Origin of the sequence: Streptomyces sp. HmicA12 (assembly GCF_000373565.1) — a bacterium.
Lineage (GTDB): Bacteria > Actinomycetota > Actinomycetes > Streptomycetales > Streptomycetaceae > Streptomyces.
Genome location: NZ_KB891842.1, coordinates 69307 through 85731, shown reverse-complemented (window position 1 = coordinate 85731; position 16425 = coordinate 69307). Strand labels below are relative to the sequence as shown.

Here is a 16425-nt window from a genome sequence, read left to right as displayed (position 1 = left end):
ATCACCATGTACCTGGTCCGGCTTTCGATGGGGAACGTAGCAGCGCCTGCCGGGACTGGGAAGAAGTTGAGCAGGAATTACCCATGACTTTCTCCCGTCACAGGACAAAGCCGGGAGCGCCCCGTGTCCCCGGGCCCGCGCCGTAGGCTGTCCGCCGCCACAACGCACCACGTCGGAGGGGGTCCGGACATGACACCGGAGGCGGCACGGCCGCAGCGCACGGACATACCGTCACAGCACAAGGACGGACCGCCGCGGGAGACGGACACACCGCCGCGGCGCACGGGGACATCGGCCGCGCGGAACCCGGAGGTACCGCAACGCGTCACGTCGCTCGAGCTCTTCTTCGACCTCGTCTTCGTCTACACGCTGACCCAGCTCACCGTGGTGATCGCGCACGACCTCACCTGGGCCACCGCGGGCCGCGTCGCGCTGGTCTTCGTCGTGCTGTACTGGATGTACTCGGCCTACGCGTATCTCACCAACCAGGTGCCGCCGGACCGCCCGTCACGACGGCTGCTGATGCTGTGCGGCATGGGCGCGTTCCTGATCTGTGCCCTGTCGATCCCGCACGTCTTCGACCCCGACTCGAACGCCGGTGTCGTCTTCGGTCTCGGCTTCCTGCTGGTCGTCGTCGTGCACAGCGTGCTCTACACGCGCAGCCACGGTCGGGACGTCATCTGGTACGCCGTGCCCAACTCCCTCGCGGCGCTGGCCGTCACCGCGGCCGGTCTGTGCACGGGGCCGCTCGCCGACGGGCTGTGGATCCTGGCGATCGTCCTGCAGTTCCTGACGCCGCGCCTGGCGGAGTACGGTCCGGCTCGCCGCAGCGGCCGCTCCACCTCCGAACTCCGCATCCAGATGGGCGAGTTGCATCCCGGTCACTTCGTGGAACGGCACGGCCTGCTGCTCATCGTGTCGTTCGGCGAGTCCGTCATCGCGATCGGCGTAGGCATCGGCGACCTGCCGTTCACCGCGAGCGTGTTCACGGGGGTGTTCCTGGCGCTCACGCTCGCCGGCGCGCTGTGGTGGACGTACTTCGTGCGCGACGAGGGCGGCGCCGAGCACGCGTTCGCGGCGACGCCGCCGGACCGCCGCTGGTGGCTCGCGATGACCGCGTACTACTACGCGTTCCTGCCGATGCTGCTCGGCGTCGCGTTCCTGGCCGCCGGGATCAAGAAGTCCCTCGGGCACATCGGCGAACATCTGCACACCGGGCCCGCCCTGGCCCTGGCCGGCGGTGTGGCACTGTTCCTCGTCGGTGACGTGGCGTTCCGCGCGGCGATGCGGCTGTTCCCCGTGGGGTACCGGGCGGCCGCCGTGCCGGTCGTGCTCGCCACCGCACTGCTCGGCGTGCACGTGTCCGCACTCGCTCAACTCCTCGCCCTCGTCGTGGTGTTGGTGTCTATGCTGGCCGCCGAGGCACGCTGGTCGCCTTGCGCTCGACGAGCGGTGACCCCTGAGGAGTTGACGTCATGAACCCTGTCGATGGCTCTGTCGACGGCCACAAGGTGATGCGGCAGGCCCACGACTACCTGCTGGCCGCCGTGCGCGGCGTGCCCGCGGACGGCTGGGGGCGGGCCACCCCGTGCAGCGCATGGACGGTTCGGCAGGTGCTGAACCACGCGCGGCTCGATCAGCTGGGGCTCGTGGCGCAGATCGTCGAGGTCGCTCCCGACGGCGATCCGTTCGAGCCCGTGGACGCGCTCGGTCCCGACCCGGTGGGCGAGCTGGAGCGGGTGCTCGCGACGGCGCAGGCCGGGTGGGCGTCGGTGGGGCCCGACGCCGAGGACGTGCCGACGCCGTTCGGTCCCGTGCCGGGATGGCTCGGCATGGCGGCCGCCGCCCTCGACGCGGGCGTGCACGCCTGGGACATCGCCCGGGCCACCGGCCAGGACCTGCCCCTCACCGACGAGTTGGCGGCGGGGCTGCAGGTCCCGGCGGACCGGTTCGTCGATTTCGTACGGGACACCTTCCAGAAGTACGCCCCGGCCGTGCCGGTCTCCGGGCAGGCGGGCGCGGCGGCCCGCCTGCTGGCGTTCACCGGGCGCGATCCGGAGTGGACGCCGTAGGCATCCGGAGACCGGCGGGCGAGATCAGTCGCGGTCGCGGTGGTGGTACGTCTCGCGGGTGTGCTCGGTGTGCGCCCGCATCACCGCCGTGGCCCGCGCCTCGTCGCGCGCCGAGATCGCCGCGATGAGCTCGCGGTGCTCGATCCACGACTGCTTGCCGCGCTGGCGGGCGACCGGCTGGTAGTACCAGCGGACGCGGGCGTCGACCTGGCCGGCGAGTTCGGCCAGGACCACGTTGCCCGCGAGTTCCATGACCTTCGCGTGGAACTCGGCGTTCGTCGCGACGACCACGTCCACGTCCCCGTCTGCGACGGCCTGCTCACCCTTGGCGCAGAGTACCTCCAGGGCGGTGATCCCGGTCTTGCCCGCGTTGGCCGCGGCGAGCCGGGCGGCCTCGGCCTCCAGCAGCGTACGGACGGTGAGGAGTTGGTCCGCCTCCTCCTCCGTCGGCTCGTGCACGAAGGCGCCCTGGGCCGGGCGCAGATCCACCCAGCCCTCGGTGTTGAGCCGCTGCAGCGCCTCGCGCACCGGCTGGCGCGAGACGCCCAGGTGCCCGGCGAGCTCGCTCTCGACCAGGTGCTGGCCGGGCTGCAGCGCGCGCGTGGTGATGAGTTCGAGCAGCGCCTCGTAGACCCGCTCGCGCAGCGGCCCCGGGCGCTCGAGCTTGGGCACCGCCCCCTGCGGCAGTCCTGTGGACAACATCGCGGTCCCCCTCCTGGGCTACGGGCTCCTCGGCCCCTGGGCCTCGGTACGTCCGGCAAGCCGATTCCGACGGATTGTCTTTGGAATACAGTTTACCGAGCACAATCGCTACAGCTAGGGGGAGTTGGCCTCGTCACATCTCCGGCACCCCGGATACCCCTTCGGGCCCGTGTGTCACGGGCAGCGGACGACCTGTCCGGCGTACGAGAGGTTCCCGCCGAAGCCGAAGAGCAGTGCGGGCTCCCCGCTGCGCAGTTCGCCGCGCTCGACGAGCTTGGACAGGGCCATCGGGACGCTCGCGGCGGAGGTGTTGCCGGAGTCGACGACGTCCCGGGCGACCACCGCGTTCACGGCGCCGATCTTCTCCGCGAGGGGCTCGATGATGCGCAGGTTCGCCTGGTGGAGCACGACGGCGGCCAGGTCGGCCGGGGCCAGGCCCGCCTTCTCGCAGGCCTCGCGGGCCAGCGGGGGCAGGAAGCGGGTCGCCCATCGGTAGACGGACTGGCCCTCCTGGGCGAAGCGCGCGGGCTCGCCCTCGATCCGGACCGCGTTGCCCATCTCCGGCACCGAACCCCACAGGACCGGGCCGATGCCGGGCTCCTCCCCGTCCGGGCACGGCTCGATCACGACAGCTCCCGCGCCGTCGCCGGTCAGGACGCAGGTGGTGCGGTCGGTCCAGTCGGTGACGGCGGACATCTTGTCGGCGCCGACGACCAGGGCACGGCGTGCGGCCCCGGCGCGCAGCGTGTGGTCGGCGGTGGCGAGGGCGTGCGTGAAGCCGGCGCACACGACGTTCAGGTCGAGGGCCGCCGGGGACGGGACACCGAGGCGACGGGCGACGCGCGACGCCATGTTCGGGGAACGGTCGACCGCGGTGGAGGTGGCGACGACGACCAGGTCCACGCTGTCGGCGGTCAGGCCTGCCGCCGCCAGGGCCTTGGCGGCGGCGTGCGCGGCGAGTTCGTCGACCGGTTCGTCGGGTCCGGCGATGTGCCGGGTGCGGATGCCGACGCGGGAGCGGATCCACTCGTCGTTGGTGTCGACCATGCCCGCCAGCTCTTCGTTGGTGAGGATCCTGGCGGGCTGGTAGTGGCCGATACCGACGATGCGCGAACCGTTCATGGAGGGTCCCCTCGTTGCCTTGCCCGTGGGCCCTGCGTCCCGTGCGAGCTGCGGACATTCCAGTCTGGCCAGCGACCCGCGAGTACGGGATGACGTAAGCGACAGGAATGCGCCGCAAGGCTTGGAGAGTTCCGCCCGATCAGCCCGTGAACAGCTGTGTCGCCTTTTGCACCAGTTCGTACAAGCCGTAGGCGAGCGGCGCCCCGACCCACAGCCAGGCGAAGGCGATCAGGGCCCTGCGCTCAGGCGGATTGCTGACGGTCTCGGGCGGCGGCTGCGTCATCGGAGGACTCCCTGGGGGCGGGGACGAGGTGGTGGCGGTGGTGGACCGGGCGGACGAGTTCGTTGGCGACGAAGCCGACGACCAGCAGGCCGATCATGATCATGAACGAGAGGCCGTAGAGGTCCTGTCCATGCTTGCCCGCGTCTTCCTGGCTGTCGGCGATCCGGTTCACGATGAGCGGGCCGAGCACGCCCGCCGTGGACCAGGCGGTGAGCAGGCGGCCGTGGATGGCGCCGACCTGGTGGGTGCCGAAGAGGTCCTTCAGGTAGGCGGGGATCGTCGCGAAGCCGCCTCCGTAGAAGGAGAGGATCACGAGGGCGCAGAGCACGAAGAGGGGTTTCGAGGAGTCGCCCCAGAGGGCGATGAGGAGGTACATCAGGGCGCCCGCGCCGAGGTAGAGGCGGTAGACGTTCTTGCGGCCGATGAGGTCGGAGGTCGAGGACCAGCCGATGCGGCCCGCCATGTTCGCGGCGGACAGCAGGGCCACGAAGCCGGCGGCGGCCGACGCGGAGACCGGGGTGCTGGTGTCCTGGAAGAAGTCGGTGATCATCGGCGCCGCCTTCTCCAGGATGCCTATCCCGGCGGTGACGTTCATGCAGAGCACGACCCACAGGCACCAGAACTGCGGCGTGCGGATGGCCTGATTCGCCGTCACCTGCGGTCCCGTGGGTGTGGAGCGCGCGGTTCCCCGCGACTCCGCCCGCACGTCCTTGCCCGGCACCCTGACAAGGAGCACGCCCAGCGACATGAAGACCGCGTACACGAGGCCGTGCACCAGGAACGCCAGTTCCAGGCCGCCGTTGCCGTCGCCGAACGACTCCAGCATCTGCGCGCTCCACGGTGAGGCGATCAGCGCGCCGCCGCCGAAGCCCATGATCGCGATGCCGGTGGCCATGCCGGGGCGGTCCGGGAACCACTTGATCAGGGTGGAGACCGGGGAGATGTAGCCGATGCCCAGGCCGATGCCGCCGACGAAGCCGTAGCCGAAGACGATCAGCCAGTACTGCTCCAGGCCGGCGCCGAGCGCGGAGAGCAGGAAGCCGAGCGAGAAGCAGACGAGGGAGACGGACATCGCCCAGCGCGGCCCGTTGCGTTCGACGAGCGTGCCGCCGAACGCGGCGGACAGGCCGAGCATCACGATGCCGAGCTGGAACGGCAGCGCGCTCTGTGTGCCGCTGAGGTGCAGCGACGATTCGAGAGCGGGTTTGAAGACGCTCCAGGCATAGGCCTGGCCGATGGAGAGATGGACGGAGAGAGCGGCCGGGGGTACGAGCCAGCGGCTCCAGCCAGGTGGCGCGACAGGGAGCTTCATGATCCCGAAAGGTAGGCAGAGCCAAGGGAGTTGGGAAGAGCGCCTGCGGAAAGAGCCGGGCGGACCGCCCGCGCCGCGGACCCTTGTCGGCTCGGCATCCATACTGTAGACAGTATTCCATCGGCACTCTCCGCCCGCGCCCGCCGCCTCGCACTCGATGTGCAGGACAATGAACTCGTCGGCAACCAGCACGGACAGAACCGGGACTGATCAAGCTATGGGACGTGTCACGGAACGACGCAAGGTGATCCGCATACGGGACGGGCACGTCACGTCCCGGCCGGACACCCTCGTCGCCGAGGAACCCCTGGAGATCCGGCTGAACGGCAAGCCGCTCGCCATCACGATGCGCACCCCGGGCGACGACTTCGCGCTCGCGGCGGGCTTCCTGGTCAGCGAGGGGGTGCTCGGCGCCGCCGCCGATCTGCAGAACATCGTGTACTGCGCGGGCGCGACGCAGGACGGCTCGAACACGTACAACGTGGTGGACGTGCGGACGGCCCCCGAGGTCGTGCTCCCCGACATCACCCTCGAGCGGAACGTGTACACGACCTCGTCGTGCGGGCTGTGCGGCAAGGCGAGTCTCGACGCGGTGCGCACCACGGCCCGGTTCCCGATCTCCGACACTCCCCCGGTCCGGCTCACCCCGGAGCTGCTGTCCTCGCTCCCCGACCGGCTGCGCGAGGCCCAGCGCGTGTTCGACCGGACCGGGGGTCTGCACGCCGCCGCGCTCTTCGACGAGGAGGGGACGCTCGTCGACATACGGGAGGACGTCGGCCGGCACAACGCGGTCGACAAGCTGGTCGGGCGCGCGCTGCAGAGCGGCGACCTGCCCCTGTCCCGGTCCGTCCTGCTGGTCTCCGGCCGCGCCTCCTTCGAGCTGGCGCAGAAGGCGGTCATGGCGGGCATCCCGGTGCTCGCGGCGGTCTCGGCGCCGTCGTCGCTCGCGGTGGACCTGGCCGCGGAGACCGGGCTCACGCTGATCGGCTTCCTGCGGGGTCCCCACATGAACGTGTACGCGGGCGAGCACCGGGTCGACCTGCGGGTTCCGGCCGCGCGGAGCTGACCGGCGCGCAGTTTCCCCTACGGGGCGGCCACCACCCTGCGCAGCATCTCCAGGAACTGATCGCGTTCGGCGGGTTCGAGCGGGGCGAGGAGATCGTCGTTCGCCACGCGGGCCGCGCGGGCGCAGTCCGCGACCAGGCGGGTGCCGTTCCGCGTGATCGTGACCGCGTTCTTGCGTCGGTCCTTGGGGTCCGGGGCGCACTCGACCAGGCCCGCGTGGTGCGGCGCGGTTTACCCGGGGTGCGGGGGACGTTAGCGTCGCCTTCCGTGTGGGGTCGTGAGCGATCGTCGGCGGCTCGCGGTCCGTGGGGGCTGATCGCGCGGTCCCCCGTGCCCCTGATCGTTCTGCTGCTCGCCGTCGTCTGCGGGCTGGTGCTGCTGATCGCCCTCCCCGGCGGGGAAGGCGGTTCCCGTTGCGGGGCTCTGGCCGTCTCGTCCTGGTCCTCCGACTCGCGCCTGAACGACGAGTTCGTACGGTACGGGGACGACGCCTCCCGTACCGACGACTGGACCGGCGGAGACGGGTCGCACTCCGTGCGGCTGCCCGACGGGCGGGTGCTGTGGCTGTTCTCCGACACGTATCTGGGGGCCGTGCACCCGGCGCCGAACCCGGCCGGGCAGGACCACTCCTGGCGGGACGGCAGCGCCCCCTTCGTACGCAACTCGGCTGTGGTGATGGGGCGTTCGGGCCGCCTTCAGCGGACGGTCGCCGCGCCGCTGTTCCCGGACACGGGCGTCGGCGAATGGCGGTGGCCCGTCGCCGCGCGGGTGGAGGCGCGCTCCCCCGGGTCCGCTGAGAAGGTCGTACGGGTGCTGCTGTGGACGCGGGCCGAGGGCAGCGGATCCTGGCTCTACGGGGTGCCCACCGCGACCGAGGTCGCCACCTTGTCGCTGCCCGATCTGCGCCTCGAAGGGATCACCCAGATCCTCGATCAGCGACAGGTGCGCGACCCGGCGCGGCGGGTGCTGTTCGGGACGACCCTGGTCGCGGGCGGGGACGGATGGACGTACGTCTTCGGCGGCGACGACGGGCAGCGGCCCGTGCACCGGGCCTACGTCGCGCGCGTGCCGGACGGGCGGCTCGGGGACGCCGCGGCCTGGCGGTACCGGGACGGGAAGCGGTGGGGCACGCGCCCCGCGCCGGTGCTCGGGGACGGGGAACGGCGCGGGGTCGGCAGCGCGTTCAGCGTCGTACGGCGGTCGGGGACGTACGTCCTGTTCACCACGGCGGCGGGGTCGGGCGGACTGCGGCAGGTCACGTCGTACTGGGCGTGTTCGCCGGCCGGGCCCTGGCACGGGCCCGCGAAGGCGTTCGCGCCGCCCCTGCCGCGGGACACGGACGCCGGGCGCGGGCTCGCCGCGTACAACCCGCAGGCGCATCCCGAACTCGGCGGCGGCGGGCGGCTCGTGCTGAGCTACGACGTCAACTGGCTGGACCCCTCGCCCGCCGCCGCGCAGGCGCAGCTCAGCCGGAACGTGTCGCTGTACCGACCGCGGTTCGTGTCTCTGCGCCTCGGACCTCCCGGCTGAGCCGGTTGTCCGCGGGCTCCTCGGGGTCCTTCGCGCGGCGCTTGGCGATGACCGCGCACACCATCAGCTGCATCTGGTGGAACAGCATCAGGGGCAGCACCGCGAGCGAGGCGTGCGCGCCGAACAGGACGCTCGCCATGGGCAGTCCGGACGCCAGGGACTTCTTGGATCCGGCGAACTGGATCGCGATCCGGTCGCCCCGGTCGAAGCCGAGCGCCTTCGCTCCGTACCAGGTCGCCGCCAGCATCACGGCGAGCACCACCGCCTCGACCACCAGGAGCCCGGCGAGCCGGACGGCGCTCACCTGGTGCCAGATGCCCTGCACCATGCCCTCGCTGAACGCCGTGTAGACGACGAGCAGGATCGAGCCGCGGTCCACGTAGCCGAGGATCTTCTTGTGGCGCGCGATGAAGCCGCCCACCCAGCGGCGCAGCAACTGCCCGGCCACGAACGGCACGAGGAGTTGCAGCACGATCTTCACCAGGGAGTCCGTGGAGAAGCCGCCGCCGCTGTTGCCGAGCAGGGCCGCCGCGAGGAGTGGGGTGATCACGATGCCGGCGAGCGAGGAGAAGGAGCCCGCGCAGATCGCCGCCGGGACGTTGCCGCGCGCGATCGAGGTGAACGCGATCGACGACTGGATGGTCGACGGGACGAGGGTGAGGAAGAGCAGGCCCTCGTACAGGTTCTGCGGCAGCAGGACCGGGACGAGGCCGCGGGCCGCCAGGCCGAGCAGCGGGAAGAGAACGAAAGTGCAGGCCAGGACCGTGACGTGGAGCCGCCAGTGGCGCAGGCCGTCCATCGCCTCGCGGGTGGAGAGTCTCGCCCCGTAGAGGAAGAAGAGGAAGGCGACGGCGGCGGTCGAGGCGCCGGAGGCCACGTCGGCCGCGGCGCCGCGCGCCGGGAGGAGCGCGGCGAGGCCCACGGTCCCTATCAACGCCAGGATGTACGGGTCGATCGGCATCCAGCTCGGCCAGCTCAGGCGTTTCATTGGTTCCTTGCTCTCGGTTCAGGTCGTGCCCTCTCCATCGTCCACCTCTCACGCTTGATCGGGAATCCTGCATACCGCTCTGACTGTGATCGTGCTCCGTGATGAGCGGGGGTAGGGTCGGCGGTATGTACGACCCCGGGCAGTTGAGGACGTTCCTGGCCGTCGCGCAGACGCTGAGCTTCACGCAGGCCGCGCGACGCCTCGGCCTGCGGCAGTCGACGGTCAGCCAGCACGTACGGCGCCTGGAGGACGCGACGGGGCGGACCCTGTTCACCCGGGACACGCACTCCGTGGAGCTCACGCAGGACGGGGAGGCGATGCTCGGGTTCGCGCGGCGGATCCTGGAGGTGCACGAGCAGGCCGCCGCGTTCTTCACCGGGACGCGGCTGCGCGGGCGGCTGCGGTTCGGCGCCTCCGAGGACTTCGTGCTGACCCGGCTGCCGGAGATCCTGGAGGCGTTCCGGGTGGAACACCCCGAGGTGGACCTGGAGTTGACGGTCGAGCTGTCCGGGACGCTGCACGAGCAGCTCGACGCGGGCAAGCTCGACCTCGTGCTCGCCAAGCGGCGGCCCGAGGATCCCGGCGGTCAGTCCGTGTGGCACGACCGGCTGGTGTGGATCGGCTCCGAGCGGCTGCGGATCGATCCGGAGCGGCCGGTGCCGTTGATCGTGTATCCGCCGCCGGGTATCTCCCGGGCGCTCGCTCTGGAGGCGCTGGAGCGGCAGGGGCGGGCGTGGCGCATCGCCTGTACGAGTGGGTCCCTGAACGGGCTGATCGCGGCGGCCAGGGCCGGGCTCGGGGTGATGGCGCACTCCCGTGGACTCATCCCGCCGGGCCTCGTTCGGGTGCCCGAGCGGGTGGGGCTGCCGGAGCTCGGGGAGGTGGACTTCGTGCTGCGGGGTGCCGCGGGGCCGGGGCCGGGGGCGGTGCTGGCGCAGGCGATTCTGGGGGGCGGGGAGCGGTTGCATCGGGCTGTGGGGTAGCGGCCTCTCGCCGTTGATCCGGCGGCCCGGCGGTGGAGTGCGGGTTTCGTCGTGGCTGGTCGCGCGGTTCCCCGCGCGCCCCTGAAGCGAGCTTCGCTCGCCCAGGAGGCTGCGCGGAGCGCATACCTCAGGGGCGCGGGGAACTGCGCGAGAAGCCCCATCGGCCCGCACCCGCCCGCACGACAACAGCCCGGCAGACGCGAAGGCGACACGGGGCGCGGGGAACCGCGCGACCAGCCACGACGGAACCCGCACCAGGCGCCCCAAGAACACGTCACCGCATCGGCGGCCGATACGTCAGCTGCTTCACGCGGCGCATGTACGGCGCCGTCTCCACGTGCTCGACCCCCTCAAGGCGGCCCAGCTTCCCGCTCACGTACGCGTACAGGTCAGCCGTGTCGCGGGCCAGGGCCGTGGCCACCAGGTTGGACGGGCCCGCCGTCGCAGCCGCGTGGGCGATCTCCTGGTGGTCGGCCAGGGCGCGGCCCACGGCGTCCAGGTGGCGCGGGGCCGCGGTGATCCAGAGGATCGCGGCGACGTCGTAGCCGAGGCGCTGGGTGTCGTACTCGACGTCGATGTAGAGCGCCCCGGAGCCGAGGAGCTGGGACAGGCGGCGTTTGACCGCAGACTCGGAGCGGCCCGAAGCCCGCTGCAGTTCGGGATGGCCGGCGCGGCCGTCGCGCTTGAGGACGGCCAGCAGCGGGGCGTCCTCCGGGGTGATCGTCACCGGTTCCGCCGACACGGGCGGGGGCCGGAGCGCCGCGACCTGGTCCTCGGCGAGCGGGCCGTACTTGCGCAGCCAGCCCTCGGGGCCGCCGAAGAAGCGGTGCAGGAGGAGGTGCGCCCGGATCTCCACGATGTGCGGGGTGCGGGGCAGCTTGCCGAGCAGGAGGTCGTCGTGGTCGCCGGGGGTGCGCGGCACGGTGCCGCAGACGATCTCGGTGCCGCCCGAGGTCAGACCGATCCAGGACGTGTCGGGGCGGCGGGCCAGCGCCGCGGCGATGGTCTCGGCGCCCTCCGGCGCGCAGCGCAGCCGCAGCATCCAGTTGTCGTAGCCGAGGACCTCGCTGTCCTGGAGGCCGACGACGCGCAGGCCGCCCTCGGCGACGAGTCGGCGGTAGCGGCGGGCCACGGTCTGGTCCGAGACGCCGATGACGTCCGCGATCCGGCTGAACGGCGCCCGCCCGTCCGCCTCCAGGGCCTGGAGGATCCGGAGGTCCAGCTCGTCGTACCGGGTGGATTCCATCTCCAGGGTCCGCCTTCGTGTCGGATTCCGTCGCGTCGAGGGCCGTGAGCATCGTGATCGGCCGCCTCCCCCGCATCGTACGGAGCGAGACGCGCACGGCGACGAGACGTGCGCGACGGGACGACGAGTCGATGACGAAAGGTCGGAACCGACATGCGTACATGGGGGACCCTGACGGCGGTCTGCCTCGGCACGTTCATGCTGCTGCTGGACGTGTCGATCGCCGTCGTCGCGCTGCCCGACATGGCGGGCGCGCTGCACGCCTCGCTCAGTGATCTGCAGTGGGTGATGGACGGATACGCGCTGGCGCTCGCCGCGCTGCTGCTCGGCGTCGGCGCCGCCGCCGACATTCTGGGACGGCGGCGGGTGCACGTCGTGGGGGTCGTCGTCTTCGCGGCGGCGTCCCTCGCGTGCGGGCTCGCGGGCGGGCCGACGGCGCTCGTGACGGCCCGGGTGGTGCAGGGCCTCGGCGCGGCGGCGATGTTCGCGACGACGCTGCCGATCATCGGCGCCGTCTATCAGGGGCGGCAGCGGTCGGCGGCGCTCGGTGTCTTCGGCGCGGTGAGCGGCGGCGCCGCCGCGATCGGGCCGGTGCTCGGCGGGCTGCTCACCGAGGGGCCGGGGTGGCGGTGGATCTTCTGGGTCAATCTGCCGGTGAGCGTCGCGGCGGTGTGGCTGACCCTGCGGTACGTGCCCGAGTCGCGCGGGCCGAAGGAGCGGCGGATCGACTGGGCCGGGACGGCCGCGTTCGCGGCCTTCGCGGGCGCGGCGACGTACGGCGTGATCCGGGCGGGCGAGCGGGGCTGGGGCGAGCGGGGTGCCCTCGTGTCCTTCCTCGTCGCCGCTGTCGCGCTCGGCTGCTTCGTGGGCGTCGAGCGGCGGTCGGCGCACCCGATGCTCGATCTCGGGCTGCTGCGCCGTCCGGCGTTCGTGGGGGTGATGGTGGGGGCCTTCGCGTTCAACGCGGCCGCGTTCGGCGTGCTGCCCTACACCTCGCTGTGGCTGCAGACCCTGCTGGGCATGAGCCCGGTCCACGGCGGCCTGGTGTTCCTGTCGCTCTCGGGGGCGTCGATGGTGGTGGCGATCGCGGGCGGGAAGCTGCTGCACGGGGTGCCCGCGCGGATCACGGTGGGCGGCGGCCTCGTCCTCATCGGGGTCGGCGCCTGCTGCCAGGCGGTGCTCGGCGCCGGGTCGACGTGGACCGCGCTCGTGCCGGGGCTCGTGCTCGCCGGGATCGGGGTGGGCCTGGTCTCCCCCGGGATCGCGGGCGCCGCGCTCGCCACCGTGGAGCCGGCGCGGGCCGGGATGGCGGGCGGTTCGCTGAACACCTTCCGGCAGCTGGGGTACGCGCTCGGCATCGCCGCCTTCGGGACCGTGCTGATCTCGCGCATGCAGGACACGCTGCCGCGCGGGGCCGCGCACGCGCTCGCGGGCGGCGGGGCGGACGGTCTGCGCGGCCAGGTGGCGGAGCGGGCGCTGCGCACGGCCTTCGCACAGGGGCTCAACTCGGCCTCGGTGCTGGCCGGTTGTGTGGCGATCGTCTCAGGATTCCTGGTGCTCGTCCTGGTACGGTCGCCCAAGACGCCCGTAGTGGAACCGACCACTCCGCCCAAAAAGCCGGTGAGCGCCCCGCGGTGATCCCGGCGACCCCGGTGGCCTCTCCGTACAGATTCGGTGCAGACCGATGAGGAACGGTGAAGAGCGCCGGGAGATTACGGAACCGAAACTTACCGAAGCGTAAGTATTCTGTCCCGCCGCTTCCCTTGTGGCCGTATTTAAACGGCTGACCTGTGCATATTCCGCGTGCTCCCGGCGAGTTGGCACCCCTCCCGTCGGGGCGCGCGGTCGGGTACCGTCACCGACGCTGTGCGGAGCGCCACAAGGAGCAACATTGCGTGAGTTCACCACCCCCGCTCTGGCGACGGCGCCGCCGGTGGGCGGCCTGGCCGACGCCGTGTTCGACCATGCCCTGGACGACCCGGGCCACATCGCCTTCGGCCGCAAGGACGCCGACGGCAAGTGGCACGACGTCACGTCGGAACAGTTCTGCGCCGAGGTCCTCGCCCTGGCCAAGGGACTGCTCGCGCAGGGCATCAGATTCGGCGACCGCGTCGCCATCATGTCCCGTACGCGCTACGAGTGGACGCTGTTCGACTTCGCGCTGTGGACCATCGGCGCGCAGGTCGTCCCGATCTACGCTACGTCCTCGGCCGAGCAGGTCTTCTGGGCGCTCTACGACGCCCAGGTGTCGGCGGCGGTCGTGGAGCACGAGGACCACGCGATGACCATCGCCACGATCATCGACCGGCTGCCGCACCTGCACCGGCTGTGGCAGCTGGACGGCGGCGCCGTCGAGGAGGTGACCGCGTCGGGCACCCACATCGACGACGACACGGTGCACCGCCACCGCCGGGCGGTGACGCCCGACTCGATCGCCACGATCATCTACACGTCCGGCACCACGGGCCGCCCCAAGGGCTGCGTCATCTCGCACGCGAACTTCATGTTCGAGGCGGACACGATGGTGAAGCGCTGGGAGCCGGTCTTCGCCTCCAAGCGGGAGCGGGTCGCCTCCACCCTGCTGTTCCTGCCGCTGGCCCACGTCTTCGGGCGGATGGTGCAGGTGGCGGCGGTGCGCGGCGGCGTGAAGATGGGCCATCAGCCGCAGCTGAACGCGGCCGCGCTGCTGCCCGACCTCCAGGCCTTCCGGCCGACGTTCATCCTCGCCGTCCCGTACATCTTCGAGAAGGTGTTCAACGCGGCCCGCAGAAAGGCCGAGAAGGAAGGCAGGTCCGGTCCTTTCGACAAGGCCGTGGAGTGCGCCGTGAAGTACGCGGACGCCCAGGAGGCGAAGGCGTTCGGCACGGGTCCCGGACCGTCCGCCTCTCTGCGGATGCAGCATTCGCTCTTCGACAAGCTCGTCTACTCCAAGGTGCGCGAGGCGATGGGCGGCCGGGTGCGGCACGCGATGTCCGGCGGCAGCGGCATGGACCGGCGGCTCGGGCTGTTCTTCGCCGGCGCGGGCGTCGCGATCTACGAGGGTTACGGCCTGACCGAGTCGACCGCGGCGGCCACCGCCAACCCGCCCGAGCAGACCCGCTACGGCACGGTCGGCAAGGCCATTCCGGGCACCACCGTGCACATCGCCGACGACGGCGAGGTGTGGCTGTACGGCGGCAACGTCTTCCAGGGCTACCTCAACGACCCGAAGTCGACCGACGCCACGCTGCACGACGGCTGGCTCGCCACCGGCGACCTGGGCGCGCTCGACGAGGACGGCTATCTGACCATCACCGGGCGCAAGAAGGAGATCCTGGTGACCTCCGGCGGCAAGAGCGTCTCGCCGCACCAGCTGGAGGAGCGGGTGCGCGACCACCCGCTGGTCGCCCAGTGCATCGTCGTCGGCAACGACCGGCCCTACGTCGCCGCTCTCGTCACGCTCGACGCGGAGGCCGTCGAGCACTGGCTCGGCATGCGCGGCAAGCAGATGATGCACCCGGCCGAGCTGGTGCGCGACGGGGACCTGGAGATGGAGGTGCGGCGTGCCGTCGTGGCCGCCAACACCCTGGTCTCGCAGGCGGAGTCGATCCGTACGTTCCGGATACTGGCCCACCAGTTCAGCGAGGAGCACGGCCTGCTCACTCCGTCCCTGAAGCTGAAGCGCAAGGCGATCGAGACGGCGTACTCGGCGGAGGTGGAGGCGCTGTACCGGGCGTGAGCCGCACCGGTCCCGGCCCCTGACGGTCACCTCGAACGTTTCTGACGGTTCATCAATTACCGATGCGTCAGTTATTGACGGTTCATCAGGTCGCACACAGAATCACCCTCACTTCGACGGAGGGGGCCCGACCGTGTCGCGACCGATCCGCGCCATCACCGCCACCGTGGCGGCACTCCTGCTCGCCACCGCCTGCAACTCCACAGCAACCAGCACCTCACCCGACGACAAGGGGAGTTCGGTACGCGGAGTGACCGACGACTCGATCAAGGTCGGCGGCATCGTCTCCATGACGACGGCGAGCGGGTACAGCAAGAAGGACACCGACCTGGGCGCGAAGGCCCGTTTCGACCGCGCCAACGCCGAGGGCGGTGTCAACGGCCGGAAGATCGACTACCTGGGCGCGGAGGACGACGGCCAGGACCCCGCGAAGAATCTCGCGGCGGCCCGCAAACTCGTCCAGCAGGACAAGGTGTTCGCCATCGCGCCGATGAGCTCGGTGACGTTCTCCGGGGCGGACTTCCTGCAGAAGCAGAAGGTGCCGACGTTCGGCTGGGGCACGCTGCCGTCGTTCTGCGGGCCGACGTACATCTACGGTTTCGGCGGCTGCATGGTGCCGATGCCGGGCGGCACCATCTCGCAGACCTGGCCGGAGGGGCTCAAGAACGTCACGGGCGGCTCGCGGGGCAAGTCGGTCGCGATCCTCGCCAACGACAACGACGCGGGCACCTTCGCGATCCGCACGTACAAGCAGTCGTTCGCGTCGGCCGGCTTCAAGGTGACCTACGCGAAGGCGTCCGTGCCCGCGACGTCCGTGCCGAGCGACTGGTCGGCGTACACGAAGGAACTGCTGCGCAGCGACGGCGGCAAGGCGCCCGACGTCGTCGTCTCCGTGATGCAGACCCCGTACAACATCGGGCTGTTCACGGCCGTCAAGCGCACCGGCTTCCAGGGCGTGCTCACCGACCCGACCGACTACGACCCGGGACTCCTCGCCAAGAGCGCGACCAAGCAGGCGCTCGACGGAGTGCACGTACTGCTGTCCTTCGAGCCGTTCGAGTCGACGAGCCCGCGGATGAAGCAGTTCAAGGCCGACATCGAGAAGGCCGCGGGCAAGAAGGTCCCGCTCAACATGCACATGATGACCGGGTACATGAGCGCCGATCTCTTCCTGGCCATCGCCAAGAGGACGGGCAAGGACCTGACCGCGACGTCGTTCCAGAAGGCCGCCGACGGGTTCTCGGACTCGGAGACGATGGTCGGCGACCGGCGATTCCCGGCCGGACACGCGGAGTCGTTCGGCTGCGGGGCGCTGGTGGAGCTCAAGGGCGGGGCGTACCGGGTGTCGTCACTGTTCAAGTGCTACGCGCCCATTCCCTTCAAGTAGGCCTGTCCGAGGGGGAC

At 71.2% G+C, this 16425-nt stretch carries 14 protein-coding genes; 8 read left to right on the top strand and 6 right to left on the bottom strand.

Translation table 11 applies throughout. The annotated features are described in order from the left end of the window. The first annotated feature begins 189 nt into the window (after positions 1-189). Both B072_RS0133365 and B072_RS0133360 read left to right on the top strand, forming a co-directional pair. Positions 190-1479 (top strand): low temperature requirement protein A, encoded by a 1290-nt coding sequence (locus B072_RS0133365; RefSeq protein WP_018534321.1) that lies wholly within the window; start codon positions 190-192, stop codon positions 1477-1479. After that, the gene (locus B072_RS0133360; RefSeq protein WP_018534320.1) at positions 1476-2072 is read left to right on the top strand and encodes a TIGR03086 family metal-binding protein; all 597 of its coding nucleotides are present in this window, start codon (positions 1476-1478) and stop codon (positions 2070-2072) included. The genes B072_RS0133365 and B072_RS0133360 overlap by 4 nt, the downstream gene beginning before the upstream one ends. Before the next feature lie 24 nt (positions 2073-2096). Here B072_RS0133360 and B072_RS0133355 read toward each other — a convergent pair whose 3' ends face one another. The 4 genes from B072_RS0133355 to B072_RS0133340 all read right to left on the bottom strand — a co-directional run bounded on the left by B072_RS0133355 (position 2097) and on the right by B072_RS0133340 (position 5491). Next, positions 2097-2774, bottom strand: a complete 678-nt coding sequence (locus tag B072_RS0133355; protein ID WP_018534319.1) for a GntR family transcriptional regulator — start codon at positions 2772-2774, stop codon at positions 2097-2099. A 174-nt stretch (positions 2775-2948) separates the two neighbouring features. Then, positions 2949-3896, bottom strand: a complete 948-nt coding sequence (locus B072_RS0133350; protein WP_018534318.1) for a beta-ketoacyl-ACP synthase III — start codon at positions 3894-3896, stop codon at positions 2949-2951. Between the two features lie 139 nt (positions 3897-4035). Continuing rightward, the gene (locus B072_RS48840; RefSeq protein WP_018534317.1) at positions 4036-4179 is read right to left on the bottom strand and encodes an MFS transporter small subunit; all 144 of its coding nucleotides are present in this window, start codon (positions 4177-4179) and stop codon (positions 4036-4038) included. After that, positions 4139-5491 carry an OFA family MFS transporter gene (locus B072_RS0133340; RefSeq protein WP_018534316.1) on the bottom strand — a complete coding sequence of 451 codons (1353 nt, stop codon included), beginning with the start codon at positions 5489-5491 and terminating at the stop codon, positions 4139-4141. Before B072_RS0133340 ends, B072_RS48840 begins: the two co-directional genes overlap by 41 nt. Positions 5492-5708: 217 nt before the next feature. On the opposite strand from B072_RS0133340, the gene fdhD reads away from it, so the two are divergent. Further along, positions 5709-6557, top strand: coding sequence for a formate dehydrogenase accessory sulfurtransferase FdhD (fdhD, locus tag B072_RS0133335; RefSeq protein WP_018534315.1), 849 nt, complete (start codon positions 5709-5711; stop codon positions 6555-6557). Positions 6558-6886: 329 nt separating this feature from the next. After that, positions 6887-8086, top strand: a complete 1200-nt coding sequence (locus B072_RS0133325) for a DUF4185 domain-containing protein (RefSeq protein ID WP_018534313.1) — start codon at positions 6887-6889, stop codon at positions 8084-8086. On the opposite strand, the gene B072_RS0133320 is transcribed toward B072_RS0133325, so the two are convergent. After that, on the bottom strand, positions 8022-9074 hold the full coding sequence (locus B072_RS0133320) for a bile acid:sodium symporter family protein (RefSeq protein ID WP_018534312.1): 1053 nt from the start codon (positions 9072-9074) through the stop codon (positions 8022-8024). The genes B072_RS0133325 and B072_RS0133320 overlap by 65 nt on opposite strands. 125 nt (positions 9075-9199) lie before the next feature. On the opposite strand from B072_RS0133320, the gene B072_RS0133315 reads away from it, so the two are divergent. After that, complete coding sequence (locus tag B072_RS0133315; RefSeq protein WP_018534311.1) at positions 9200-10057, top strand: LysR substrate-binding domain-containing protein; 858 nt, start codon at positions 9200-9202, stop codon at positions 10055-10057. A 274-nt stretch (positions 10058-10331) separates the two neighbouring features. On the opposite strand, the gene B072_RS0133310 is transcribed toward B072_RS0133315, so the two are convergent. Continuing rightward, the gene (locus B072_RS0133310) at positions 10332-11303 is read right to left on the bottom strand and encodes an Lrp/AsnC family transcriptional regulator (protein WP_018534310.1); all 972 of its coding nucleotides are present in this window, start codon (positions 11301-11303) and stop codon (positions 10332-10334) included. A 153-nt stretch (positions 11304-11456) separates the two neighbouring features. Between B072_RS0133310 and B072_RS0133305 the strand changes: the two genes are divergently transcribed. The 3 genes from B072_RS0133305 (at position 11457) to B072_RS0133295 (ending at position 16408) form a co-directional block, all read left to right on the top strand. Next, positions 11457-12941 carry an MFS transporter gene (locus B072_RS0133305; protein ID WP_018534309.1) on the top strand — a complete coding sequence of 495 codons (1485 nt, stop codon included), beginning with the start codon at positions 11457-11459 and terminating at the stop codon, positions 12939-12941. A 253-nt stretch (positions 12942-13194) separates the two neighbouring features. Continuing rightward, positions 13195-15021, top strand: a complete 1827-nt coding sequence (locus tag B072_RS0133300; RefSeq protein ID WP_018534308.1) for an AMP-dependent synthetase/ligase — start codon at positions 13195-13197, stop codon at positions 15019-15021. Between the two features lie 133 nt (positions 15022-15154). Further along, positions 15155-16408 carry an ABC transporter substrate-binding protein gene (locus B072_RS0133295; protein ID WP_018534307.1) on the top strand — a complete coding sequence of 418 codons (1254 nt, stop codon included), beginning with the start codon at positions 15155-15157 and terminating at the stop codon, positions 16406-16408. The last annotated feature ends 17 nt before the right edge of the window (positions 16409-16425 follow it).